Origin of the sequence: Streptomyces sp. NBC_00996 (genome assembly GCF_045162675.1) — a bacterium.
Classification (GTDB): Bacteria; Actinomycetota; Actinomycetes; order Streptomycetales; family Streptomycetaceae; genus Streptomyces.
Genome location: NZ_CP108723.1, coordinates 8,902,849 through 8,928,460, shown reverse-complemented (window position 1 = coordinate 8,928,460; position 25,612 = coordinate 8,902,849). Strand labels below are relative to the sequence as shown.

12 protein-coding genes and 2 pseudogenes are annotated in these 25,612 nt (G+C 72.1%); 10 read left to right on the top strand and 4 right to left on the bottom strand.

All coding sequences use genetic code 11. From position 1 onward, the window contains the following. Nucleotides 1-139: 139 nt before the first annotated feature. From OG390_RS41340 to OG390_RS41320, 5 genes are all read left to right on the top strand, one after another. A complete protein-coding gene (locus tag OG390_RS41340; protein WP_406175135.1) occupies nt 140-1,483 on the top strand; it encodes a cation:proton antiporter in 1,344 nt (447 codons plus the stop codon). Between the two features lie 161 nt (nt 1,484-1,644). Further along, entirely contained in the window at nt 1,645-3,060 is a 1,416-nt protein-coding gene (locus OG390_RS41335; protein WP_406175133.1) for a citrate/2-methylcitrate synthase, read from the top strand. A gap of 111 nt (nt 3,061-3,171) precedes the next feature. Then, nucleotides 3,172-4,311 carry an acyl-CoA dehydrogenase family protein gene (locus OG390_RS41330; RefSeq protein WP_406175131.1) on the top strand — a complete coding sequence of 380 codons (1,140 nt, stop codon included), beginning with the start codon at nt 3,172-3,174 and terminating at the stop codon, nt 4,309-4,311. Next, nucleotides 4,308-5,783, top strand: coding sequence for an amino acid adenylation domain-containing protein (locus tag OG390_RS41325; RefSeq protein ID WP_406175129.1), 1,476 nt, complete (start codon nt 4,308-4,310; stop codon nt 5,781-5,783). Before OG390_RS41330 ends, OG390_RS41325 begins: the two co-directional genes overlap by 4 nt. A 105-nt stretch (nt 5,784-5,888) precedes the next feature. Then, nucleotides 5,889-6,419 (top strand): flavin reductase family protein, encoded by a 531-nt coding sequence (locus tag OG390_RS41320; RefSeq protein ID WP_406175127.1) that lies wholly within the window; start codon nt 5,889-5,891, stop codon nt 6,417-6,419. Between the two features lie 151 nt (nt 6,420-6,570). On the opposite strand, the gene OG390_RS41315 is transcribed toward OG390_RS41320, so the two are convergent. Both OG390_RS41315 and OG390_RS41310 read right to left on the bottom strand, forming a co-directional pair. Beyond that, nucleotides 6,571-6,924 carry a VOC family protein gene (locus OG390_RS41315; RefSeq protein ID WP_406175125.1) on the bottom strand — a complete coding sequence of 118 codons (354 nt, stop codon included), beginning with the start codon at nt 6,922-6,924 and terminating at the stop codon, nt 6,571-6,573. A 146-nt stretch (nt 6,925-7,070) separates the two neighbouring features. Next, nucleotides 7,071-7,247 (bottom strand): annotated as a pseudogene (locus OG390_RS41310) (RNA polymerase subunit sigma-24); the annotation flags it as partial. Between OG390_RS41310 and OG390_RS41305 the strand changes: the two are divergent. Then, nucleotides 7,244-7,525: pseudogene (locus OG390_RS41305) on the top strand (hypothetical protein); the annotation flags it as partial. The pseudogenes OG390_RS41310 and OG390_RS41305 overlap by 4 nt on opposite strands. 167 nt (nt 7,526-7,692) lie before the next feature. Here OG390_RS41305 and OG390_RS41300 read toward each other — a convergent pair. After that, complete coding sequence (locus OG390_RS41300) at nt 7,693-8,466, bottom strand: thioesterase II family protein (RefSeq protein ID WP_406175123.1); 774 nt, start codon at nt 8,464-8,466, stop codon at nt 7,693-7,695. Between the two features lie 23 nt (nt 8,467-8,489). Next, nucleotides 8,490-9,269, bottom strand: coding sequence for a 4'-phosphopantetheinyl transferase family protein (locus OG390_RS41295; protein ID WP_406175122.1), 780 nt, complete (start codon nt 9,267-9,269; stop codon nt 8,490-8,492). A gap of 244 nt (nt 9,270-9,513) precedes the next feature. Here OG390_RS41295 and OG390_RS41290 point away from each other — a divergent pair, with 244 nt between their 5' ends. The 4 genes from OG390_RS41290 to OG390_RS41275 all read left to right on the top strand — a co-directional run bounded on the left by OG390_RS41290 (nt 9,514) and on the right by OG390_RS41275 (nt 25,554). Further along, a complete protein-coding gene (locus tag OG390_RS41290; protein WP_189192031.1) occupies nt 9,514-9,783 on the top strand; it encodes an acyl carrier protein in 270 nt (89 codons plus the stop codon). Between the two features lie 83 nt (nt 9,784-9,866). Then, the gene (locus OG390_RS41285) at nt 9,867-11,225 is read left to right on the top strand and encodes an NAD(P)/FAD-dependent oxidoreductase (protein ID WP_399079249.1); all 1,359 of its coding nucleotides are present in this window, start codon (nt 9,867-9,869) and stop codon (nt 11,223-11,225) included. Between the two features lie 236 nt (nt 11,226-11,461). Further along, nucleotides 11,462-20,146, top strand: a complete 8,685-nt coding sequence (locus tag OG390_RS41280; RefSeq protein WP_406175120.1) for a beta-ketoacyl synthase N-terminal-like domain-containing protein — start codon at nt 11,462-11,464, stop codon at nt 20,144-20,146. Then, nucleotides 20,146-25,554 carry an SDR family NAD(P)-dependent oxidoreductase gene (locus OG390_RS41275; RefSeq protein ID WP_406175118.1) on the top strand — a complete coding sequence of 1,803 codons (5,409 nt, stop codon included), beginning with the start codon at nt 20,146-20,148 and terminating at the stop codon, nt 25,552-25,554. The genes OG390_RS41280 and OG390_RS41275 overlap by 1 nt, the downstream gene beginning before the upstream one ends. The last annotated feature ends 58 nt before the right edge of the window (nt 25,555-25,612 follow it).

Below are 25,612 nucleotides of genomic sequence, written 5' to 3'. Positions count from 1 at the left end.
CCCTTGACGCCGGGGCGGACACCCCGCCGACGCCCCTTGTGTGCGCACCACCCCGCATGCAAAACTCATCATCAGTTGAGTTCAACGTGTAGTGAATTAAGTTCAACGTCCGACGAGTTTCGATGCCGGAGGAGATGCCGTGACGCATCCGCACGCAGCCGAAGCACTGCAGGCCACCGCCATCGCCGGCATCGCCGGCATCCTGATCGCGGGTACGGTCCTCGCGCAGCTCGCCCGACGCATACGCCAGCCCGCTGTCATCGGCGAGATCACGGCGGGAATCCTGCTGGGCCCCAGTCTGCTGGGACTGCTTCCCGGAAACCCGACACAGCGTCTGTTTCCGGACGAGGTGCGCCCCTTACTTTCCATGGTCGCCCAACTCGGCCTGCTGCTCTTCATGTTCACCGTGGGGTGGGAGCTCGATTGGACGACCATGCGGCGCAGGAAGAGCTCCGTCGCCGGAGTCACGGCGGGCAGCATCCTGGCCCCGATGGTGCTCGGCTTCGGGGTCGCCGCGGTGATCTACCACAGCCACTCGCACGTCAACGGGGAGAAGGTGCCGTTCAGTTCGTTCGGCCTGTATCTGGGCGTCAGCATGTCGATCACCGCGTTCCCGGTGCTGGCCCGGATCCTCAAGGACAACAACCTCAGCCGTACCAAGATCGGCGCGCTCGCGCTGACCAGCGCGGCCTTCGGCGACGTACTGGCCTGGTGTCTGCTGGCCGGAGTGGTGGCGATCGTGACCGCGTCCGGTCCCTCCGGTTTCACCGACACCCTGTGGATGTCGGCCGGTTACGGCGCCGCGGTGATCGTCGTCGTCCGCCCGCTGCTGGCCCGGGGTGTCGGCTGGATCTCCAAGCGCGGCACCGGCGTCCATCTGGCCACGCTGGTCACGGCCGGACTGCTGCTCTCCGCGTACACCACGTCGAAGATCGGCATCCACCCCATCTTCGGCGCCTTCGCCTTCGGCCTGGTCATGCCCCGCAAGCCGCAGGCCCTGCTGGAGGAGAAGATGCTGCGCCCGCTGCAGCACGCCGGTGAACTCATGCTGCCCGTCTACTTCATCGTCACCGGACTCTCGGTCGACGTCGCGGCCATGTCGCTCACCGCCTGGGGCGAGCTGGGCCTGATCCTCGCCGCGGCCATCCTCGGCAAGCTGCTCGGCGCCGGGCTGCCGGCCAAGTCCTTCGGGCTCGGCTGGCGGGAGTCGACGGGCGTCGGCGTCCTGATGAACACGCGGGGCCTGACCGAGCTGATCATCCTCGGCGTCGGCCTCAGTCTCGGGGTGCTCGACCAGACCCTGTTCACCGAGATGGTCCTCATGGCGCTGATCACCACGGCCATGACCGGCCCGCTCCTCCCGTTCCTCTTCCCCCGTTCCCGGATGGATCTGATCGCCACGCCCACGCGGTCCGACTCGGCCGCGTCGCTGGTCCGGATGCCCGAGCCGGCCGGCGGGCAGGCCTCGGACCTGGCCGGGTAGCCGGCTCCGGCCACACACGTGGTGCTTCGCTCAGTCGGTCAGGGCCACCACCCGGATCCGGCCGCGCCGACGGAACCGCCCGCACACGGGGACCGCGACGCCACACATCACCCCCCTTCGTCGCTCGGCACCCGCAGGAGAAGCGACGCTCAGACAAGGAGATGGCCCAGGTGCACCCCGTCATCAGCACTCTTTCCCGCGTCTTCGACATGCCGTCGGAGTTCATCGGCGACGAGATGCAGCTTCGCGCCGTGGCCAGCTGGGACAACCTCACCGCTGTGGAACTCCAGGTCCATCTGGAGCACGAGTTGGGCACCACCCTCGACGACCGTCTCATCGAACACATCGATTCGGTAGGGCAGTTGCGCGCCTTCTACGACGAACGGCTCGCCGAACTGTCCCACATCAAGGCTCCGCCGGACGCGTCGTCCATCGCCCCCGCGCTGCCCGGCCCGGTGCCGTCCGCCGTCGAGCAGGAGCTGACCGACATCTCGGAGGTGGTGGTCGGCGAGACGGGGATCTCCGAGGTGGACCCCGTGCGCGGACGGCTGGCCTACCGGGGTTATCCCCTCGAGGAGTTGATCGGCCGGGTGACCTTCGAGGAGGTCGTCCATCTGCTGATCCGCGGCTGGCTGCCGGACACCGAGGAGCTCAGCGCCTTCAAGGCCCGCCTCGTCGCGGCCCGTGAACTGCCACCCATGGTCGCGACGAACCTGGTGCTCAACGCCAACTCCAGCACCTCGTCCGTGCTGCGCACCGCGGTTCCCGCGCTCGGCGTCGCCGCGGAGGCGAACGCCGACCCGGCCGCCCACATCGACCTGCGTGAGCGCCTGGTCGCGCGGATCCCGACGATCTTCGCGACCCAGCAGGCGGCCCGCGCCGGGCGGCGGCTGCCGAGCCCGGCGCCCGAACTGTCGCACGCCGAGAACATCCTCTACATGCTGGGCCTGCCCCGCGATCCGGAGCGGGTACGCCTGGTCGACCTCTGCCTGGTCCTGCAGGCCGAACACGGCTGCAACGCTTCCGCGTTCGCGGCCCGGGTCGCGGCCGGCACCGGCGCCGACACCTTCGCCACCATCACCGTCGCGCTCGCCACGTTCACCGGGCCGCTGCACGGCGGCGCCGCCCACCAGGTGATCGACCTGGCACGCGAGGACGGCAACCCCGACACCACCGCCGCCTATCTGCGCGGACGGGCCGACCAGGCCTCCACCACCCGGGTCAGGCCCGGCTCGCACGCCGAGGAGGACCCCCGGGTCAGGCCGCTGCGCGAGGCGGCCCGCCGGTTCAACGCGGGCCCCGGCAGCGACCGCATCCTGCAGGTCCTGGACGCCGTACGGGCCGCGGCCCACCCGTCGAAGGGCCCCCGCCCCTATCTGACCGTGGACTGCTACGCCGCCGCGATCTACCACCTGCTCGGCATGCCCTCCGACCTCTTCGTCCCGATGTTCGCGGCAGCCCGGGTCCCCGGCTGGCTCGCCCACGTCGAGGAGCAGCGGGCCCAGCAGGGGCGCATCCATCCACGGCTGCGCTACGTCGGCCCGCGGAACCTGCGCCACTTCCCCGAGCACAACTGACCAGCGATCCGATGAGAGGCGGACTTCGAACGCGGGCGGCACGCCCGGCCGGGGTTCGAAGACCGCCTCTCGGGGAGGGCGCGCCCCCTTCCCCGTACCCCAGGAGCAGATGTGGAGTTCGGCTGGAACGAGGGCCAACAGGCCCGCTACGACGAGGTACTCGAGGCGACCCGGGCCGCCTTCCCCGCTCCGCCCGGCGCGGGCCACGGGTTCTACACCCGTAAGGAATGGCTGCGGCTCGGTGAGATCGGCATGCTCGGCTCCTGCCTTCCCCAGGAGTACGGCGGACAGGGACTCGGCGCGCTCGACACCGCGCGCGTCGTGGAGGCCGTGGGCCGCGGCTGCGCCGACACCGGGCTGGTGTTCGGCGCGGCCGCGCACACCTTCGCCTGCGCCGTGCCCGTCGCGCGGTTCGGCACCGATGCCGTACGCCGGAGGCTGCTGCCCGAACTGGCCTCGGGCCGGCTGATCGCGGGCAACGCGATGACGGAGCCGGAGGCCGGCTCGGACTCCTCACGGCTCGGCACGATCGCGACGCCCACCGACGGCGGGTTCGTGCTCAACGGCACGAAGAGCTTCGTCTCCAACGGACCGGCCGCCGATGTATACGTGACGTACGCGACCGTCAATCCCAAGATGGGCTTCCTCGGTGTCACCGGCCTGGTCGTCGACCGGGAGACGCCCGGCGTCGTCGTGGGCAAGCCCTACGAGAAGATGGGCATGCACTCCTGCCCGGCCGGCTCGGTCACCTTCGAGGACTGCTTCGTGCCCGAGGAGCAGGTGCTCGGCGGTGTCGGCGCGGGCGCGGCGATCTTCCAGCACTCCATGGGCTGGGAGCGCGCCTGCCTCTTCGCGCTCTACGTCGGGCTGCTCGACCGGCTCCTGGAACAGTGCGTGACGCACGCCCGGGAGCGGCGTCAATTCGGGCGCAGGATCGGCGAGTTCCAGTCGGTGTCCAACCGGATCGCCGACATGAAGCTGCGCCTGGAGAGCGCCCGGCTGCTGCTGTACCGCGCCTGCTGGTCGATGGACCAGGGCGATCCTTCCGTGCTCGAGATCGCCCTGTCGAAGCTGGCCGTGTCCGAGGGCGTGCTGGCGTCCGCCGCCGACGCGGTCCGGATCTTCGGCGGCCGCGGCTATCTGCGCGAGGACGGCATCGAGGCCGCGCTGCGCGATGCCGTGCCCAGCACGATCTTCTCGGGAACCTCGGACATCCAGCGTCAGTTGATAGTGAAGGAGATAGGCCTGTGAGGCTCCACCAGCTCGTCATCGACTCCGCCCGGCGCGCCCCGGACGCCCCGGCCGTGCGCTCGTCCCAGGGGGTGTTCAGCTACCGGGAGCTGGACGACCTCGCCGACCGGTACGCGGCCGCGCTGCACCGGCGCGGGGTGCGCCCCGGCGACCGGGTCGTGCTGTGGACCCACAAGACCCTGGACGCCATCGCCCTCATGCAGGGCGCGCTGCGCATCGGCGCGATCTACGCACCGGTCAGCGCCAACAACCCGGCCGCCCGGGTGCAGCGGATCGCCGCCAGCTGCACGCCCGCCCTGGTGGTCGCCGACGCCGACGGCATCCGGCGGGCCGCGGACGTCGACTGGGACGACGCCCTGCCGCTCGCCTCCTTCGCCGAGGTGCGCGAGGAGGCCCCGGCCACGGACGCCCCGGCGCCGTACGAGAACGAGCCGGACGAGCCGGCGTACATCCTCTACACCTCCGGCTCCACCGGCGAGCCCAAGGGCGTCTGCATCAGCCACCGGAACGCGCTGTCCTTCATCCGCTGGGCCGCCGAAGAAGTGGGTGTCACCGCGGACGACCGGCTGTCCAACCACGCGCCGTTCAACTTCGACCTCTCCGTCTTCGACCTGTACGCCACCTTCCTGGCCGGCGCCTCGGTCGTCCTGGTGCCCGAGGGCCTGGCGTACGACCCGGCGCAGCTGGGCGCGCTGCTGCTGCGCGAGCGGATCACCGTCTGGTATTCGGTGCCGTCCGCGCTGGTCCTGATGATGCAGCGCGGCGAACTGCTGACCGGCGAGCCGCCGGCCGATCTGCGGGTGTGCGTCTTCGCCGGGGAGCCGTTCCCCGTCCAGCAGGTCCACGAGCTGCGCAAGGCGTGGCCGGACGTGCGGATGCTCAACTGGTACGGGCCGACCGAGACCAATGTGTGCACCAGTTACGAGGTCACCGACCGCGATCTGGGCAGTACCCGTCCGCTGCCGATCGGCAGCGCCGTCAGCGGCGACCGGATCCGGATACACCCGCCGCGCGAGCGCGAGGGCGAGATCGTCGTCAGCGGTCCCACGGTGATGCTCGGCTACTGGGGCCAGGAGCCGCAGAAGGGCGCGTACTTCACCGGTGACATCGGCCGGATGGGGCCCGACGGAATGCTGGAGTACGTGGGCCGGCGCGACCACATGGTCAAGGTGCGCGGGCATCGCATCGAGCTCGGCGACATCGAGGCGGTGGTCGCCGCCAACCCCAAGGTGGCCGCCGCCGCGTGTGTCGTGGTGGGCAGCGGTCTGGACGCGAAGATCCACGCCGTGGTGGTCCCGGAAGGCGCCAAGGGGCCCGGGCTGCTCGAACTCAAGCGCGAGTGTGCCGACCGGCTGCCCCTCTACATGGTGGTCGACGCGGTCCATGTCGTCCCCGAACTGCCGCTGACCGGCAATGGGAAGACGGACCGTCAGGCCCTGCTGAACCAGATCACCGCCGTCGACGCGCGGTGAGCGCCGGTGCCAGACAGCCGGCGCATCCCCGTGACAGCCACCCGGTGAACCCCGATGACCTCCGCGGCCCTGATCCGCCTCGGCCTCAGAGACGAGGACCTGCCCATGCCTGAACGACTCAGCACCGCCGACGCCCTGTTGGACCAGGTGGACCTCCACACCTTCCGTTCGGTGATGGGCTCCCTGCCGACCGGGGTGAGCGTCGTCACCAGCCTCACGGCCGACGGCGAACCGCGCGGCCTCACCTGCAGCGCCGTGTGCAGCGTGTCGGCCTCACCGCCGCTGCTCCTGGTCTGTGTCAAGCAGCCCAGCGCGACACTCGAAGCCATCCACCAGAGCTCGGTCTTCGCGGTGAACTTCCTCTCCGCCGGCATGACCGAAACGGCGCGCACCTTCGCGTCGCCGGTGCCCGAGCGGTTCGAGGGCGTGCCCTGGTCCGCGGGCAAGCGCACCTCCGCGCCGCTGCTCGACAACACCGTGGCATTCGCGGAGTGCATCCTGACGAGCAGCCACCTGGCGGGCGACCACCAGGTGCTGATCGGCCGCCTGGTGCACGGCGACGTCGCGACCGGCCTTACGCCGCTTGCCTATTGGCGGGCGCAGTTCTCGGAGGTGCACGCACACCCTGCCGCCTGAGACAGTCCGTTGCGCCGTCGGCCCTCGCCCCTGTTCGACAGGGTGAGGGCCGACGGCTCCGACGACCAGTGTGTCTCGGCGTAGGCGAACACGTCAGCACCTCAACAACCTGCTCGGATACCAGCACGTCGCTGCCTGCCAACTGACACCGTCAGGCGGGCTGCCACAGCTCGAGCCGATTGCCCTCAGGATCGGTGACCCAGCCGAACCGACCGACACCCTCCATGTCCTGAGTCTCTTGGGCCACGTCCGCTGCCTTGGCGCGCAATTGCGCGAGCATCGCATCCAGGTCGCGGACTCGGAAGTTGAGCATGGTCTGCTGGGCGCGGGACCCGAAGTAGTCGGTCCCGGACTCGAACGTCGCGAACACCGTCGCCCCGGTCTCCTGACGCCACAGGCCGTTCTCATCGGCGTCCAGGCCCAGGCAGTCGCGATACCACGCACTCAGGGCCCCCGGGTCGGTGGCCCGCACGAAGTATCCGCCGATTCCAAGCACACGTTCCATGCCGCCATCTTGCCAGGACGGCGATCGGGCGGGTTGGCACCACACCACCGCCCGCTTCACACCGTTCCTGGGGACTGAGCGAAAGTGAGTCCTGTTTTCACCCTCTGATGCTCCGTCACATACTTCTGGGTGCCTGGGCGTCTGTCTCAGACGTTCGCCGTCCACGTACGGAGTTTCTCCGGATTGCGGACCGCCCAGATGCGCGTGATGCGGCCGGCGGTGAGGCTGAACGCCGCCACGGTCACGGTGACGCCGACGTGCTGGGCGACGAGGCCGGGCCGGCCGTTGACCGTCCGCTCCAGGAGTGTCAGCCCAGGGAGGCGAGGTACTGCACAGCGCCGGAGCGCGCGTGATGTACGGCGCATCGATGTTGTACGTGCTCGCCGCGATCCTGGCGTGGCGGCCGGGCGGCGGGGCGCCCCGTCCCATCCTGTACGCGTCGGGCTTCCTCGTACTCGCATCGGTGCAGGTGGTGCTGGGCATCGCGCACGTGCCGTCGCTCCATGTTCCCCTGGGCATCATGATGTTCGGTCTGAGCGTGCTGGCGTTGGGCCAGGTGCTGTCCGCCCGCTTGTCGGAGCGCTCCGGCACCCGGTCGTGACCGCCGCGCGAACTGGTGTCGCCACCGCCACCGCCACCGCCACCGCCACCGCCACCGCCACCGCCACCGCCACCGCCACCGCCACTACAGTCAACCATCCACAGAAAACGGACCGGAAGTTGCCGTGGTCGACCTCGTGGTCGGCCCAGACCACAGGCTCGACGGGTTCAGGCCGTGGTCCCGGGCTCGGGCAACGTCCGCAGCACCCCCGCCACGTATGCATGGAAGGCCGGGTCGTCGAGCAGGAAGTGGCCGCCCGGCAGCCACTCGATGGCGACGTCGCCGGCGCCGTGGTTCTCCCAGTCGCGCAGGCCCGGATCGTCCACCATGGGGTCCTCCACGCCCGCGCACACCCACAGGGGACAGGCCAGCGGCGGCCCGGGCAGCGGGGTGTACGTCTCGGAGATGGTGAAGTCGGCGCGCAGGACGGGGGTGAACAGCTTGACCAGTTCCGGGTGTTCGAAGAGCTGCGGCGGGGTGCCGCCGAGGCGGCGCACGGACTCCAGGAAGGCCGGGGCGGACAGGGTGTGCAGGTCCGGCAGGGTGCGCCGCGCGGTCGGGCCGTTGCGGCCGACCACGACGACACCGGCCGGTGGGCGGCCCAGGGCGCTCCAGTAGCGGCCTGTCTCGTACGCGAACGCCGCTCCCATGCTGTGCCCGAGCAGGACGTACTGCCCCGTGGTGTGCGGGGCGGAACCGCGGATCAGGTCCTCCATGACCGTGCCGAAGTCCTCGCGCAGCGGCTCGGCCATCCTGGTGCCGTGTCCCGGCAGTTCCAGCAGGGTCATGCGCGCGGCATCGGGCAACGCCGCCTCCAGGCTCGCGAAGGCCCGTGCGGCCCCGCCCGCGTGCGGCAGGCACAGCAGCGTGGGGCGGCCCTGCAGGGCGCGGCCGGGCGTGGACGTGGCGGTGGTCGGTCCGGGGGTGCTCAACTGCTGCATGACGGGTTCTCCTTCGTGAGGTGTCAGCTTGCGGTCGACGGCTCCGATGCGGCGGGGGTGCGGGGCGACGGCGGTGCGGGCCGCTCGCCGGGTTCGAGGGCGAAGACACGTACGACGTCGCCGCCGCCGGCGACCGCCACGGCAGCCCTGAACTCCGGTCCTACGTCGACGAGTCGGAGGTTCCACGTCCGCGCCGCCGAGCCGGGAGCCGACTGCACCCGTACCGGCCCCGAGCGTCGCGCACCGGGAGTGACCCTGACCGCGGTGAGATCGCCGGCCAGTCCGCTGCCGAGGGCCTTGAGGACCGCCTCCTTGCACGCCCAGTGGGTGAACAGCCCACTGTTCAGGGGTCCTTCGCGGTCCGTGGGCCAGTGCTCCGCCTCGATGTCGGAGAGCACCTGGCGGCGCAGCCCCACGGGATCGCTGAGCGGCCTGATCCGTTCGACGTCGACGCCGGTGGGTCCGTCGCGGCTCACGGCGACCAGGGACATCCCTTCGGTGTGCGCGAGGCTGACCCTGAGCCCGGGGTCACCGCACACATACGGCTTCCCCAACTTGCCTGCCGTGAAGGTAACTTGGGATGCCATCAGACCGGCGTACGCGGCCGTCACCGCTCGTAGTGCCGCATGCGCCGAGGCGTAGAGCGCGCGCTGCGAGGGCACCATGTGCCGCCACCGTCGCAGCTCGCCCGGCGAGAGCAGTTCCAGACAGCGCCACAGCGCCTGCCCGGAACCGGGGCCGGGCTCCCGCACCGCCCAGACATGCACTTCTCCGGCGGGCGGCCCGAGCCGGGCCGCGGTCACCGGTCGAGCCCTCGCTCGGGACACCGTCGGAGTCATCACGTGAGCCATCGCTTGGGGCATCGCATCTCCAACCACTCGGCCATCACTGCCCGTTGGCCTCTTGACGATGAACTCAACACTAGTAGAGTTCATCAGGAAATGACATCATCAGGTGTTGAAATCAACGGGCGTTGAACTCCATTGGGCCCCCCGTTGAACCCCGGCGGGAACACCCGCCCCTCAACGCATCTCCAGGAGGTACGGCGTGGCCAGTGACCGCGACGAACTGATCACCCAGCTCACCGAGTTCATCCAGGAACGGCTGCTCGCGGAGCCCGACGCCCAGGGCATCGCCCCGGACACCCCGTTGCTCGAGTGGGGGATCCTCACCTCGATCAACACCGCGCAGCTGCTCACCTTCATCCGGGACGAGCTGGGGACCAACATCCCGCCGACCGAGCTGACCGGCACCAACTTCCAGAACCTGGACAGCATCACCGACCTGCTGCTGTCCCTGCGTACGCCCGCTCACTGACCAGGGCCTGCGACCTGACCTGCCGCACCGGCCTCGCGGCCACGGCACAGCGCATCCACCCGAATTCGCGACAGGAGATCACGTTGTCCGAGACATCGGCGAACTACGACTACGACATCGGCATCATCGGCGGCGGGCCGGCCGGCTCCACCGCCGCCTCCTACCTCGCCAAGGAGGGGCTGTCCGTGGTGGTCTTCGAATCGGAGACCTTTCCGCGCGAGCACGTCGGCGAGTCGCTGGTCCCGGCCACGACGCCGGTGCTCATCGAGACCGGCGCCATGGAGAAGGTCGAGGCCGCGGGCTTCCCCAAGAAGTACGGCGCCGCCTGGACCTCCGCGGAGGACCGGGACATCGACCACATGGGCTTCCAGGGCCTGGACCATGACTTCCGCGCCGCCGAGGTGCTGTTCAGCGAGCGGGACCAGGCCGGCGTCGACCGGGACCACACCTTCCACGTCGACCGCGGCAAGTTCGACCAGATCCTGTTGCAGCACGCGGAGAGCCTGGGCGCGAAGGTCTACCACGGAGTCCGCGTCAACCGCGTCGACTTCACCGACCGGGACCGCCCGGTCATCCAGGCCAAGGTCGGCAACCAGTCGGTCGGCGTCCCCGTCCGCATGGTCATCGACGCGAGCGGCCGCCGCACCATGATGGGCAGCCAGCTCAAGGTCAAGGAGCCGGACCCGGTCTTCAACCAGTACGCGGTACACACCTGGTTCGACGACTTCGACCGCAAGGCGCTCGCGGTCAACAAGGACCAGGCCGACTACATCTTCATCCACTTCCTCCCGCTGGAGGACACCTGGGTCTGGCAGATCCCGATCACCGACACCATCACCTCCATAGGTGTCGTGACCCAGAAGGCCCGGTTCAAGGAGGCCAAGAACGACCTGGAGACCTTCTTCTGGGACACCATCGGCAGCCGCCCGGCCCTCCAGGACGCGCTGAAGAACGCCAAGCGGGTCAAGGAGTTCAAGGCCGAGGGCGACTACAGCTACGCGCTCACCAAGATTGCCGACGACTCGCTCGTGATGATCGGCGACGCGGCCCGGTTCGTGGACCCGATCTTCTCCAGCGGTGTCAGTGTCGCGCTCAACAGCGCGCGCCTGGCCGCCGCCGACATCATCGCGGCGCACAAGGCCGGGGACTTCCGCAAGGAGCGCTTCGACGGCTACGTCAACACGCTCCGCGGCGCGGTCAACAACTGGTACGAGTTCATCTCGATCTACTACCGCCTCAACATCCTCTTCACGGCGTTCGTCCAGGACCCGCGTTACCGCCTGGACGTCCTCAAGATGCTGCAGGGCGACGTGTACGACGGGGAGCCCAAGGCCCTCGCCGCGATGCGGGAGATCGTCGAGGCCGTGGAGAGCGACCCCAACCACCTCTGGCACAAGTACCTGGGGACACTCAAGGCACCCTCCGCGGCGGCCAAGTTCTAGGCCCCCGGGGTCCCAGGGGTCGCTTGGGCCCGCACCGGCGGACCAGGGCCTGCGAGGCCCAGTCCGGCCGGGCACAGGCCTTCGCCGGCCGGGCGTACCTGCCCCGCCCGGCCGGGAGGCACCACGGCAGCCGACCGCTGCCGGGCACGACCCGGGTGGCGTGGACGCCCCTCCCGCCACCCGGACCCGGAGGTCCGTCCGCACCATCCGTCTGTCGCACTCCTGGAGGGGGATCCATGCCCGCCCGCAACGGAATCACCACCGATCCGGCCATAGCCCTTGTCGGCATCGGGTGCCGTTATCCGGGCGGGGTGGTCGATCCCGCGTCCTTCTGGCACGTCCTGCGCGACGGCGTCGACGTGATCGGAGAGATCCCCCCGGAGCGCTGGGGCCCCGAGTACATCAGTGAGGACGGGGCCGCACCCGGCACCGGGTACTGCCGTTATGCGGGAGTGCTGCCCGGGCTGGACCGGTTCGACGCCGACTTCTTCGGCATCTCGTTCCGCGAGGCACGCGAGATGGATCCGCAACAGCGGCTCCTGCTCGAAGTCTCCTGGGAGGCCCTGGAGCACGCCGGGCTCACCAAGCCCCAGCTCGCGGGCTCCCGCACCGGCGTGTTCTTCGGCATGCTCGGCATGGACTACACGCTGCTGCACTCCAAGACGCGCGGGGTGAAGGGCATCGACCCGTACTACGCGAGCGGCAAGGAGTTCAGCTTCGCGCCCGGCCGGGTCGCCTACACTCTGGGGCTGCACGGGCCCGCACTCGCCGTGAACACCGCGTGCTCCTCGTCCCTGGTGGCCGTGCACCTGGCCTGCCGCGCGCTGGCCAGTGGCGAGGCCGACACCGCGCTCGCGGGCGGCGTCAACGTCCTCGCCGCACCCGAACTGTCCATCTTCATGAGCAAGGTGCAGGCCCTGTCGCCCACCGGGCGGTGCAAGCCGTTCGCCGCCGACGCGGACGGCATCGTGCGCGGCGAGGGCTGCGGTGTCGTCGTACTGAAGCGGCTCGACGACGCGCTCGCCGACGGCGACCAGGTGCTCGCGGTGATCCGGGGCAGCGCCTTCAACCACGACGGCCGCAGCGCGGGCCTGACCGTCCCCAACGCCTCGGCGCAGGAAGCCCTGTTGCGGGAGGCCCTGCAGCGCGCGGACGCCACCCCGGACGAGGTCGCGTTCGTCGAGACGCACGGCACCGGTACGCCGCTCGGCGACCCGATCGAGGCCTTCGCGCTGTCGGAGGTGTTCGGCCCCGGCCGTGACCCCGGGCGCAAGCTGCACATCGGCTCGCACAAGGCCAACTTCGGGCACACGGACGCGGCCGCCGGTGTCGCCGCTCTGATCAAGACCGTGCTGACCGCACGGCACCGGGTCGTCCCGCCGCAGCTGCACCTCGGTACGCCCAACCCCGCCATCCCCTGGACCGACGGACCGCTGAGCGTCTCGGCCGAGGCCAGGCCGCTGGAAGCGACCGCGGACACCCTCTTCGGCGTGAGCGCCTTCGGCCTCAGCGGTACCAACGCCCATCTGCTGCTGTCCGCGCCCCCCGAGCAGACGCCCGCAGCGCGTGCGCCCGAGGCGGACGCCCCGCGGGTGCTGCTGCTCTCCGGCTCCACGGAGGCCGCCCTCCAGGAACGCGCGCGCGACCTGGCCGGCACCCTCGACGGGGAGCGGCCGCTGGCCGACGTCCTGCACACCGCGGCGGTACGGCGCACCCACCACGAGGCGCGTGCCACCGTGATCGGCGCCGACGCCGAGGAACTGCGCGCCTCACTGCTCGAACTCGCCGAGGGCAACCCCGACGAGCGCACCGTCACCGGCACCGCCGAGCCCCGGCGGCGCCACCGGACCGTCTTCGTCTTCTCCGGGCAGGGCTCGCAGTGGCGTGGCATGGGCCTGGACCTGTGGGACCGCGAGCCGGTCGCCGCGGCCTGTCTGGAGGCCAGTGACGCGGTGCTGCGCGAGGCGGGCCTGCCCGGTCTGCGCGAGCTGCTCGCCGACAGTGATCTCGCCGCCACCGAGCTGGCTCAACCTGCCGTTGTCGCACTGCAGTTGGCAGTCGCCGAGGTGTGGCGCTCCCGTGGCGTGGAGCCCTCCAAGGTCGTCGGGCACAGCCTCGGGGAGATCTCCGCCGCCTGTTTCACCGGCGCCCTCGACCTGCCCGCGGCGCTCGACCTCGCCGTGCGGCGCGGGCGCATCATGGCCGCCGCCGCGGGCACTGGGCGGATGCTCGCGGTGGCACTCTCCGAGGAAGAGGCGGTCGAGGCCGCTGCCGGCACCGGGCGTGCCGTCACGGTCGCCACGGTCAACGGGCCCACCTCGACCGTGCTCGCCGGCTCCGAGGACGACCTGACCGCGATCGCCTCGCTGCTGCGCGAGCGGTCCGTCACCGCGCGGTTCGTACCCGGCGACTACGCGTTCCACAGCCCGGCGATGGCCCCCTTCGCCGAGGAACTCCGCGCGGAACTGCGCGACTTGGCGGCGGTGGCCCGGCCCGAGGCGTTCGTGTCGACCGTCTGGCCCGAGGAGCCGCCGGCCACGCTGGACGCGGCGTACTGGGCCGCCAACGTGCTGCGGCCCGTCGGCTTCTGGCCCGCCGTGCGAGGCCTGCTGCAGGACATGGGCGCCGACTTCATCGAGATCGGCCCGCACCCCACCCTCGTACGCCCGCTGACCGATGCCCTCAAGGCGCTGCGGCGCCAGGGCGTCGCGGTCGGATCGCTGCGCCGGGACACCGACGGGCCCGCGACGCTGCTCTCCTCGCTCGCCGAACTGCACTGCGCGGGCGCCGAGGTCCGCTGGGCCGATCTGGTCCCGGGCCGGCTCACGGAGCTGCCCCGGCACCCGTGGCAGCACGAGTCGTTCTGGCTGCCCGAGGTCACACCCGGTACGCAGTACGCCCCGGGCGCGGTGCCGGGCGCGCAGGTCGCGCCCGCCCGGCTCGCCGTGCAGCTGCTCGACCCGTCGGGCAAGCCCCTCGGGCCCGCCCAGCAGCTCGAACTGACCGGCACGCCCACCGGCGCGCCCACGACTCCGCCGGAGCCGCTCGGCTCCGGCGGTGCCGCCCCGGTCATGGCCCCACCCCCCCTGGGGGCCGGCCGGGAAGCCGACTCGTCCGCCACCGCCCCGTACCATCCCCCGGCGGGAGCGGTGGCGGACGGGACCGGAACCTCCGCGCATACGACGGAGCCCCCGGACACCTCCGGCACCACCGCCGCAGGTCCCAGCACCGCCGACGCGGCCGACGCGGCGAGCACCGACCGCGAGCGCCGGTCCCTGATGCGGCTGACGTCCGAGACGCTGGCGGAGATCCTCGGCCAGGATCCGGGGCGGCGCATCCCGCCCCGGCGCGGCTTCGCCGACCTCGGTCTGGACTCGCTGAGCATCGTGGAGTTCGTGGACCGCCTCGGACTGCGGCTCGGTCTCGACATCCCCCTGTCCACCCCCTTCGAACGCCCCTGCCTGGACGAACTGGTCGACCATCTGCTGCCGCAGCTGCTCGCGAAGAAGACACCGCAGGCGCCCACCGCGGAACCGGCTCCCGCGGTGGAAGCCGCCCCCGCGAAGGCCCACGCCGACGACCCGATCGTCGTGGTCGGCATGAGCTGTCGCTTCCCGGGCAGCCCCTCCGTGCGGGACTACTGGCAGCTTCTGCTCGACGGCCGCGAAGTCATCCGCGACGTGCCCTCGGACCGCTGGGACGGCCAGGCGTTCCTGTCCGACGGACCGTGGACGCCCGGCACGATGACCTCGCTACGGGGCGGCTACCTCGACGACGTACACGGATTCGACGCGGCGTTCTTCCGCATCTCGCCCCGTGAGGCCCGCAGCCTCGACCCGCAGCACCGGCTCTTCCTCGAAGTCGCCTACGAGGCCCTGGAGGACGCCGGGGCGACCCGGGACCGGCTGCGCGGCTCCGCGACCGGCGTCTTCGTCGGCATGAACAGCTCGGACCACGCCCAGCACATCGGCAGCCATCTCCAGGACGTGGACCTCTACTACGGCACCGGCAACTCCTTCGCCGGGGCGTCCGGACGGCTCTCCTACTTCCTGGGGCTGACCGGGCCCAGCATGGCCGTGGACACCGCCTGCTCGTCCTCGCTGACCGCCGTGCACCTGGCCCTGCAGAGCCTGCGCCAGGGCGAGAGCGACCTCGCGGTGGCCGGCGGTGTCAACGTGATCCTCAGCCCGGTGATCCCGGTCGCGGTCTCGGCCGGCGGCGCCCTCTCCCCCAGCGGCCACTGCCGTACGTTCGACGAGGCGGCCGACGGCTATCTGCGCGGCGAGGGCTCCGGAGCGGTCGTGCTGAAGCGGCTGTCGACCGCGCTCGCCGACGGTGACCGGATCTACGCGGTGCTGCCCGGCAGCGCGGTGAACCAGGACGGCGCCAGCAGCGGTCTCACCGTGCCGAACGGCACCGCGCAACGGGCACTGATCGAACAGGCCCTGGAGCAGGCCGGGTTGAGCGGCCGCGACGTGGGTTACGCCGAGGCGCACGGCACCGGCACCCCGCTCGGCGACCCCATCGAACTGCGCGCGCTCGCACAGGCGTTGCGCCCCCGAGGAGCCGACGGCGCACCGCTCCTGGTCGGCTCCGCCAAGCCCAACATCGGGCATCTGGAGGCCTCGGCCGGAATGGCCGGGCTCATCAAGGCGGTCCTGTCGGTGCATTACGGGCGGATCGCCCCGCACATCGGCGTGACCACCACGCCGACCCGCCAAGTCGCCTGGGAACAGCTGGGCTTGGAGATCGCGACGGGCGCGGAGCGATGGCCCGAGGGCGGGCGGCGCCGGATCGCGGGCGTCAGTTCCTTCGGCTTCACCGGCACCAACGCGCACATCCTGGTGGCCGAAGCCCCGGCTGCCGAGGAGACGGGCGGCGAGCCGCCGGCCCGCTTCGCGCTGCCGCTGTCCGCCGCGCAGGAGTCGGCGCTGCCCGATGCCGCCAGGCAGTACCTCGCGCTGCTGGAGTCGGGAGACGCGAGGACCCTGGCCGATCTGGCGTACACGGCGTCCGCGCGCCGCAGCCATCTCGACCACCGGGCCGTCGTGGTCGGCCGGGACGTCGTCGGCGTCCGCTCCGCCCTGCGCGCCCTGGCCAAGGGCGAGGAGCATTCCCAGGTCCTCACCGGGACGGCGGAGTTGGAGCGCTCCTGTGTCTTCGTCTTCTCCGGGTTCGGCTCCCAGTGGGCCGGCATGGGACGGCAACTCCTCGGGAGCGAGCCGGTGTTCCGGGACGCGGTGCTGGCCTGCGAGGAGGAGATGCGGAAGTGGATCGCCTGGTCCCCGCTGGCCTCGCTGCGCGGTGAGCCGGACAGCCGCCCGTTCGACGAGGGCATCCCGCAGGAACTGATCTTCATGGTGCAGGTCGGCCTGGTCGAGCTGTGGCGCAGCTGGGGTGTGGTACCCGAGGCGGTCGTCGGGCACAGCATGGGTGAGGTCGCCGCCGCCTGGGCCGCCGGGGCGCTGACCCTGGCGCAGGCCGCGGAGATCCTGTGCCTGCGCTCGCGGCTGCTCGACACGCTGGTCGGCACCGGCGGTTCGATCGTCGTCGGGCTGCCCCGCGAGGAGCTGGCGCCATATCTGGTCCTGTACGAGGACACGTTGGGCATCGCCACGATCAACGGCCCGCGCACGACGGTCGTCGCCGGTGACGTGGACGCCCTGGAGGAGCTCGCCGAGGAGCTGACCGAGGCGAATGTGTTCGTCCGCCGGGTCAAGGTGCCGGTGGCGCCGCACTCGCCACTGATGGAACCGCTGCGGGAGCGGCTGGTGTCCGGCCTGGCGCACCTGGTGCCGTCCGAGGCCCGGATCCCGCTGTACTCCTCCGTGGAGGGCGGCGAGGTGGCGGGCTCCGCGCTCACCGCCGCGTACTGGGGCCGCAATCTGCGCAACACCGTGCTCTTCCAGGACGCGGTGAGCGCGGTCGAGGACCCGCAGGACCGGGTGTTCGTCGAAGTGTCCCCGCATCCGGTGCTGGTCTCCGGCACCGAGGAGTCCCTGCAGGCCACCGGCGTGGAACGCCCCGTGGTGCTCCCCTCCCTGGTCCGCGACGAGGACGAGGTGAGCACGCTGCTCGCGAGCCTCGGCACGCTGCACGCACAGGGCGCCCCGGTCGACTGGGCGGCCTTCGCCGGCCCCGGCCGCGCGGTGGTCGATCTGCCCGGCTATCCGTGGCAGCGCAAGGAGCACTGGCTGCCGGACACGCCCGTGGACCGCGCCACCGGATCGGGCGCCCTCGTCGGCGCGCCGGTGCGGCCGACGACCGCGGCGTGGACGGCGCTGCTTCCGGTGACGGTCGACGGCACCCGCAGCCCCTGGCAGATCAGCCGCCACGGATCCCGGACGACGGTGTCGGCGCCCGCGCTGCTGGAGGCGGCCCTCGCCGGCGCCGCGGCGACGGGCTCCCCGGCGCCGGCGCTCGACGACGTACGGTTCGGCACTGCGCCCCGAGCGGACGCGGAGGGCCGGGCCGACCTGCAGGCCGTGGTCGACACCCGGCAGGGCACGGTCGTACTGCGCCCGCTGTCCGGGGACGGGGACGGTCACGGACCCGCGCTGAGCGCGTCGACCGATGCCTCGGCCCGGCCTGCCTCGGACGCTCCCGGCCTCGGTCTGCCGGCCGACGACGAGCCCCTCCGGGCCACGCTGGCCGACCGCTTCCCTGGGCTCGGGGTGCGGTCGGCCGGCAGTGGCCGGGGTGGTGCGGACGCCACCGTGGTCCTGCCGGACGGAGCCTCCCGCCACCGGCTGCCGGCCGATCTGCTGCGGCTGGCACTGCACTTGGTCGCGGACGGCGCCGCGGAACCGTCCGACGCGGAGCCCCTGCCCGCGGCCATCGCCTCGGTCCGGGTCAGGGCCGCGGTCGAGGGCACCGTACGGGTGTCCCGGGGGCCGGTCCGCGCGGGTGCGGACGGGCAGCCCGAGGCGGACGTGACCGTGCTCGACGCGGCGCATCGTGCCGTGGTGGAGCTGACCGGGCTGCGCCTGGCCGCCGGCCCCGAAACGGCCGCGGCGGACGCGGACCGGGACCGGATGGCGAACCTGCTGTACCGGATGGAGTGGAACGCCGCGGGCCAGCGCCCGGCCGGCCGGGACGGTGCGCAGGTCGCGCCCGCGACGCGCTGGCTGGTGTGCGGTGACACGGAACACCTGGCGGGCACGGTGGCCGACGGACTGCGGGCCGCGGGCTGCGAGGTGCGCCGGGTGCGCTCGGTGGACGTACCGGGCGGCGAGGGTCTCGTCCTGAACCCGGCGGACCGGGCGGAGTGGGAGACGCTGCTCGCGGTGCACGCGAACGAGGGCACCACCGGGATCTGCGACCTGTGGCCCCTGGAGGACCTCGACTCGCGCCCCGACGGCCGGCGCGTCACCACCGCGCTCACCGCGGCCCTGGCCAACGCCGAGGGGACTCCGCCCCGGCTCTGGCTGGTCACCCGGCACGCCCTGCTGCCGGCCGGCCACGAGGGCTTCCCCGACGGCAACCAGGGGGCCCACGCCGGGCTCGGCCGCACCCTGGCGATGACCCGACCCGAGGCCTGGGGTGGCCATGTCGACCTGAGCCGGGGCAGCGCCGAGGAGCTGCGCACGCTGGTGACGCGGCTGTTGTGCGCACCGGGCGACGAGCACATCCGGGTGGAGCACTCCTCGGTCCAGGTCGGCTCGCTGGTGCGCGCCGCCGCGCCGGACCGGGCCGAGAAGCGGCCGCTGTCGGCCGAGCGCTGGCATCTGGTGACCGGCGCGGGCGGCGCCCTGGTGCCGCCCGTGGTGGACTGGCTGGTCGGCGCGGGCGCCCGGCGGATCCTGCTCGCCGACACGGAACCCGAGCAGGCCGAGCGGCTGTCCGTCGAGGACCGGGTCGCACAGTGGCGTGCCGCGGGGGCCGAGGTCCGCACCGTACGCACCCAGGGCTCGCGGGACGAACTGACCGCGCTGGTGGAGGAGTTGCGGGCCGACACCGGGATCGCGGGCGTGGTGTGCGCGGCGGCTCCGGAGCTGGCGACCCCGTTGGAGGAGACGACCGAGGCCGCGCTGCGGGCCGAGTGGAACCGCGCAGAGACGGCCGAGCTGCTGCACCGGCTGACCGCCAAGGATCCGGTGCGCCTCTTCGTCCTGCTGGGTTCGGTGCCGGGCACCTGGGGCGGTGCCGTCACGGGTGCGGCGGCGCCGTCCGACTGGTCGCTGCGGGCGCTGGCGGCGCGGCGCAGGGCGGGCGGGCTGCCGGTGACGCACATCGAGCTGATGCCGCTCGAAGGCAGTCAACTCCTCGACGAACGGACGACTTTACTGCTGAAGTCGAGCGGGGTCGCCCCGCTGCGGGAGCGGGACCTGGTCACCGCCCTCGACCTGCTGGCCTGGGACCACACGGTGCACGCGTGCGTGGCCGACGTGGACTGGGAGCTGTTCGGGAGCGCGCTCGCCGACGCCCCGCACCGGGAGCTGTTCCGTGCGGTCCTGGGGGCGGCGCGGCAGACCGGCGGTACCGATTTCGTGGCCGGGCTGCGCTCGCTGGACCCGGTGCAGCGCCGGGACCGGATGCTCGACTGGGTGTGCGCCCAGGTCGCCGGGGTGCTCGGCCTGTCGGAGGAGGAGCTCCGCGCCGACCAGGGCTTCTTCGAGCTCGGCATGGACTCGGTCATGTCGCTGACGCTGCGGCTGCGGCTGGCCCGCGAGCTGGAGACCGAGCTGTCCTCGACGGTGGCCTTCGAGCACCCGACCGCGCTGGCGCTGACCGCGCATCTGCTGGAGCAGCTCGGCCATCCGGGCGCCGGTTCCGAGGGCGGCGGCGCGGATCCGGTCGAACTCGACGAGGCCGGGGCCGAGCCCGCCGACGACCTGGACGACCTCGACGACGACGAACTGCTACGCCAGTTGGAGGCGGAGATCTCCGACTCACGGGCGCTGGGATTTGAGGAGAACTGATGACGAAGAGCCAAGCCGGGCAGCCGAGCCAGGAGGTCCTCCGCGGCCGGCTCAAAGACTCCCTCGGCACGATCCGCAGTCTGCGCGCCCGGGTCCAGGAGCTCCAACAGCCACAGCCCCTGGCAGTGATCGGTCTCTCCTGCCGGCTGCCGGGCGGCGCCACGCCCGAGGAGTTCTGGCAGTCACTGGCCGACGGCCGCGACTCGACTTCGCAGTTCCCCGAGGAGCGGCACTCCATCGCCGGTTTCTACAACCCGGACCCGGACCATCCGGGCACCGCGTACACGCTGTCGGGGAACTTCCTCGAAGGCCCGGTGGACACCTTCGATCCGACCGTCTTCGGGATCTCGCCGCGTGAGGCCGCGGGGATGGACCCGCAGCAGCGCCTGGTGCTCGAACTGGCCTGGGAGGCCATGGAGAACGCCTGTCTGCCGCCGAGCGAGCTGGAGGGCAGCCGGGTCGGCGTCTTCCTCGGTGCCAGTACGAGCGACTACGTACGGATGCGCCAGCAGAAGGGCTCGATGGCAGACGTCGACGCCTATCAGCTGATCGGTGAGCCGAGTTTCCTGGCCGGCCGGATCTCGTACACGTTCGGGTTCCAGGGCCCCAGCATGGTGATCGACACGGCGTGCTCCTCCTCGCTGGTGGCGCTGGAGCAGGCCGTTCTGTCGCTGCGTTCCGGTGCCTGCGACATGGCGCTGGTCGGCGGGGTGAACCTGATGCTCTCTCCGTACGGCTTCGTCCTGGTCAGCAAGTTGCGGGCGCTGTCGCCCGACGGACGCTGCAAGACGTTCGACGCCTCGGCGGACGGCTACGCCCGCGGTGAGGGCGGCGCGCTGTTCGTGCTGAAGCGGCTCGGCGAGGCCGAGGCCGCCGGGGACCGGGTCCTCGCGGTGGTCCGGGGTGTCGCGACGGAGCACGACGGGCGCAGCAGCGGGCTGACGGTCCCGAACCCCGCCGCGCAGCAGAACGTCATCACCTCCGCGCTCAAGGATGCCGGGGTCTCCCCCGCCGAACTCACCTATGTCGAGGCGCACGGCACCGGCACCCAGCTGGGCGACCCGATCGAGCTGAAGGCCCTGAACGCGGTCACCAGCACCGGGCGACCGGCCGGACGACCGCTGCTCGTCGGCTCGGTGAAGACCAACATCGGTCATCTGGAGCCGGCCGCCGGGGCGGCGGGCCTGCTGAAGGTCGTCCTGGCCCTCCAGCACGACTCGCTCCCGAAGCATCTGCACCTGAACAGCCCGAACCCCCAAGTCCCTTGGGACGCCATCAACTTGAAGGTCACCACCGAGGAGACCGTCTGGCCGGACGGACCCCGGATTGCCGGGGTCAGCAGCTTCGGCGCCAGTGGCACCAACGCGCACACCGTGCTCGCCGAGGCGCCGCAGCCCGCGCCCCGCGAGGGCACCCCGCGCGAGGTGGGCCTGCTCACCCTCAGCGCCAACAGCCCCGAGGCGCTGCGTGCGATGGCCGGCACGTACGAGAGCCGGGTGCGGGCGGCGGACGCACGCACCCTGTCGGACATCTGCTACTCGTCGCACATCGGGCGGGCCCGGATGAAGCACGGGCTCAGTGTGACCGGCGACCGCGAGCAACTCGCCGCCGGGCTGGCCGCGTTCGCCGCCGGTGAGCGCGCCGACCAGGTCACCACGCACGGCCCGTCGGGCGCGAAGGCGCGCCGGCTCGGCTGGCTGTTCACCGGCCAGGGCTCGCAGTACGCCGGGATGGCCGCCTCGCTCGCGGCCGCCGAGCCGGTCTTCGCGGACGCGCTCGCCCAGGTGGCCGAGGCGCTCGACCGCTATCTGGAGGAGCCGCTCGGCCCCGTCCTGTCCGACGGCGAACGCATCAACCGTACGGGCTTCACCCAGCCCGCCCTGTTCGCCGTGGAGTACGCGCTGGCGAAGATGTGGGAGTCCTGGGGCATCCGGCCGACCGCGCTGATCGGGCACAGCCTGGGCGAGATCACCGCCGCCTGCGTCGCCGGTGTGCATTCCCTCGACGACGCCGCCAAGCTGGTCACGGCGCGTGCCCGGCTGATGGAGGCGCTGCCGGCGGGCGGTGTCATGGAGACCCTGGTCTGCGACGAGGAGACCGTCCGGGCGGCGATCGCCGAGGCCGGTCCGGTGCCGCGGGTGGCGGTCGCGGCGGTCAACGGGCCGACGGACGTGGTCCTTTCGGGTCCCGAGGACGAGGTCGCGAAGGTCGTCGACGTACTGGCCGGACGCGGCGTCAAGCACCGCGGGCTCGTCGTCTCGCACGCCTTCCACTCACCGCTGATGGCCCCGATGATCGACGAATTCCGCGAGGTCACCGAGACTCTGACGTTCCATCAGCCCAGGTACCCGATCATCTCCAACGTCACCGGCCGCGAGTGGGGGCCCGAACAGCTGCGTCCCGCCTACTGGTCCGAGCACGTGCTCGCGCCGGTGCGCTTCTACGCCGGCGTCACCACGCTGTACGAGACGGGGTGCCGCACCTTCCTGGAGCTCGGCCCGGCTCCGGTGCTCCTCGGGCTCGGCGCCCGCTGCCTTCCCGAGGACGGCGTCGGCTGGATCCCGTCGCTGCGCCGCGACCGCGAGGACACCCACATCGTGGGCCAGGCCCTGGGCGCGCTGCACCACCGCGGCGTACCGGTCGACTGGACCGCGGTGCACCGCGACGAGAAGCCGCGGCCGACCTCGCTGCCCAGCTACCCCTGGCAGCGCGAGCGGTACTGGTTCAACGACGACGCGCAGGGCGGCACCCCCGAGTACGCGGCCGACGATGCCCCAGGGGCGCTCTTCGAGGGCCATCTGCTGTCCGGCGCGCCCACCTTCTCGCCCGGGCTCGACGAGCTGTCCGAGGTGTTCATGCAGACGGGCCCGGACGGCCGCCGGTCCGTGTCGGCGGGCGGCTTCTGCAACTGGGCGCTGGCGGGCGCCGCGAAACTGCCCGGCGCGCAGCCCCGGCTCGTGGACCGCTTCGTGGTGGGCGAGCCGCTGCTCCTCGATCCCGAGCACCGGCCCGCGCAGATACGGGTCTATGTACTGCCCCAGGACGACGAGGGCCGATCGCTGTTCCTCTGCTTCTCCCGGCACGGAGTCGACTCCGCCGAGAGCGGCAGCTGGCGGCTGCACGCGCGTGGTGTCCTGGTGCGCCGCCCCACGGACACCCGGCGCGCCGACGGCGACCTCGATGCCGTACGTGCCCGGTGCGTGCCGGTCGACCCGGCCGACATCGTGGTGCCCGGCTGGGCCGAGCCGGTCCTCAACGAGGTCTACCAGGGGCCGGGCGAGGTGCTTGCCGAGGTCAACCGCGCCGCGGAGGAGCTGCCCCGGGGCGCCCTGCTGGACCTGACGCTCGGACTGCTGCGCCAGTCGGAGAAGGCCCCGCGGGCCGGTGGGGCACCCGTGCCCACGGCGGTGCCCGAGGGCACCCGCCGCTACATCCACGGGTGGCTGGACCCGGCCGAGGAGGACGGCGAACTCCGGGGCGGCCTGGAGATCCTCGGCTCCGACGGCAGCGTGCTGATCATGATGCGGGACGTCCATCTGCGGTCGTCGACCCAGCCCGCACAGGAGATCCCGCGCAGCGCGCGGGCGGAGACCGTGTGGGAGCAGGTCTGGCGTCCGGCCGACCCGGATGCGTTCGGCGAGCGGAGCCTGCGCGACGAGCGGGTGCTGCTGGTCGGCTCGGGCGGCGCGGACACGGGGCTCCTGGAGGCCGTGTCCAAGCAACTGACGCTGCGCGGTGCGGTGGTGACGCAGGCCGAGCCGTCCTCGGAGGCGGTCCTGCGCGCCCTCGACGCGGACCGGCCGTACGGACATCTCGTGCTGCTGAGCGGCCTGGACCTGCCGGTGGCCGGGTACGACGCCGAGTCCGTGGGGCAGGCCAGGGCCGAGGCGGAGCACGTCTTCCTGGCCGCCACCCGGCAGCTGGCCGTCGAGGAGGCCGCCACCCAGCTGTGGGTGGTGACCCGCGGCGCCCAGTGGACCGGGCCCGAGCAGAGCGAGATCTGCCTGCCCGCCGCGCCGTTGTGGGGCCTGGGCAAGGTGGCCGCCCTCGAGCACCCCGAGCTGTGGGGCGGCCTCCTCGACCTGGATCCGGCGGGCGAGCCGGACGAGGCGGAGCGGATCGCCGACCTGCTCGCGGCCCCGAGCGCCGAGGACCTGACGGCCCGGCGCGGCGGCACCGTCCTGGTGCCCCGGCTGGTGGCGGCCGGTTCCGGCGACGAGTCCGCGGAGCGTCCGGCACCGCACCTGAGCGACCTCGGAAGCTACCTCGTCACCGGTGGTCTCGGCAGCCTCGGCCTCTTGATCGGCGAGTGGCTCGCCCGCAACGGCGCGGGCACCGTCGTCCTGGCCGGCCGTACGGGGCTGCCCGACCGCTCCGTCTGGGACGAGCCGCACGACGACACCACCGCCGCCAGGATCGCCGGGGTGCGCCGGATCGAGGCCCAGGGCGCCGACGTACGGGTGGTGGCGCTGGACACCGCCGACGAGACGGCGCTGCGTTCGCTGACCGACCAACTGGGGCTGTCCGGGCGGCCGTTGCGCGGTGTGGTGCACGCGGCGGGCCTCTCGGAGCCACAGTTCCTGCGGGAGAGCGACCCTCAGACGTACGACCGCTGCCTGCACGCGAAGGTGGACGGCACCTGGGCACTGCACAACGCCACCGTCGACCAGGACCTGGACCTGTTCGTCTCCTTCTCCTCGATCGCCTCGGTCTGGGGCTCGCAGCACTTGGCGGGCTACTCGGCGGCCAACGCCTTCCTGGACTCCTTCGCGTACCACCGGCAGTTGAAGGGCCTGGCGGCCACGACGGTCAGCTGGGGACCGTGGGCGGCCCGGTCGGGGCTGGCGGACGACTCGGTGATGGCGTTCCTGCGCTCCATCGGGCTGCACCAGCTCAACCCCGACCACGCCCTGGAGCTGCTCGGCGAGGCCGTGGTCGACTCGGTCGCCCACCGTACGGTGTGCTCGGCGGACTGGGCCCTGTTCCGCGACCTGATGGAGGCGCGGCGGGAGCGACCCATCCTCAGCGAGATCCGTAGCGCGCCTGCCGCGGACCAGCCGCAGAGCGCCGAACTGGGGGCGCTGACGGCCCGGTTGCTCGGCCTGAGCCGCACCGAACGCCTTGCCGAGCTCAACGAGTACATCCGCGTCCAGCTCTCCGAGATCCTGCGCCTGGAGCTGGACACCCTCACGGAGGACACCCGGCTCGCGGACATGGGCCTGGACAGCCTCATGGTGATGGAGCTGATCAGCCGCTGCCGGGACGATCTGGGCCTGGAGATCAACAGCCGTGACTTCTTCGCGTGCCCCGGCATCCACTGGGGCTCCTTCCTCCACGAGCTGATCGAGGAGAGGTACCCGGCCACCACCGTCGCGTCCGGCCCCGAGCGGCCGACGGACCAGGCATGACCGCCCGGGGGACCGGGCCGCGCGGCCCGGTCCCCCGGCACCACAACTCCGCCCCGAC

What these genes read in the sequence shown, in the direction of transcription:
- OG390_RS41335 (WP_406175133.1), top strand. Translation starts at nt 1,645, where the DNA reads ATGGCCCAGGTGCACCCCGTCATCAGCACTCTTTCCCGCGTCTTCGAC.
- OG390_RS41320 (WP_406175127.1), top strand. Translation starts at nt 5,889, where the DNA reads ATGCCTGAACGACTCAGCACCGCCGACGCCCTGTTGGACCAGGTGGAC.
- OG390_RS41315 (WP_406175125.1), bottom strand. Translation starts at nt 6,924, where the DNA reads ATGGAACGTGTGCTTGGAATCGGCGGATACTTCGTGCGGGCCACCGAC.
- OG390_RS41300 (WP_406175123.1), bottom strand. Translation starts at nt 8,466, where the DNA reads ATGCAGCAGTTGAGCACCCCCGGACCGACCACCGCCACGTCCACGCCC.
- OG390_RS41280 (WP_406175120.1), top strand. Translation starts at nt 11,462, where the DNA reads ATGCCCGCCCGCAACGGAATCACCACCGATCCGGCCATAGCCCTTGTC.
- OG390_RS41275 (WP_406175118.1), top strand. Translation starts at nt 20,146, where the DNA reads ATGACGAAGAGCCAAGCCGGGCAGCCGAGCCAGGAGGTCCTCCGCGGC.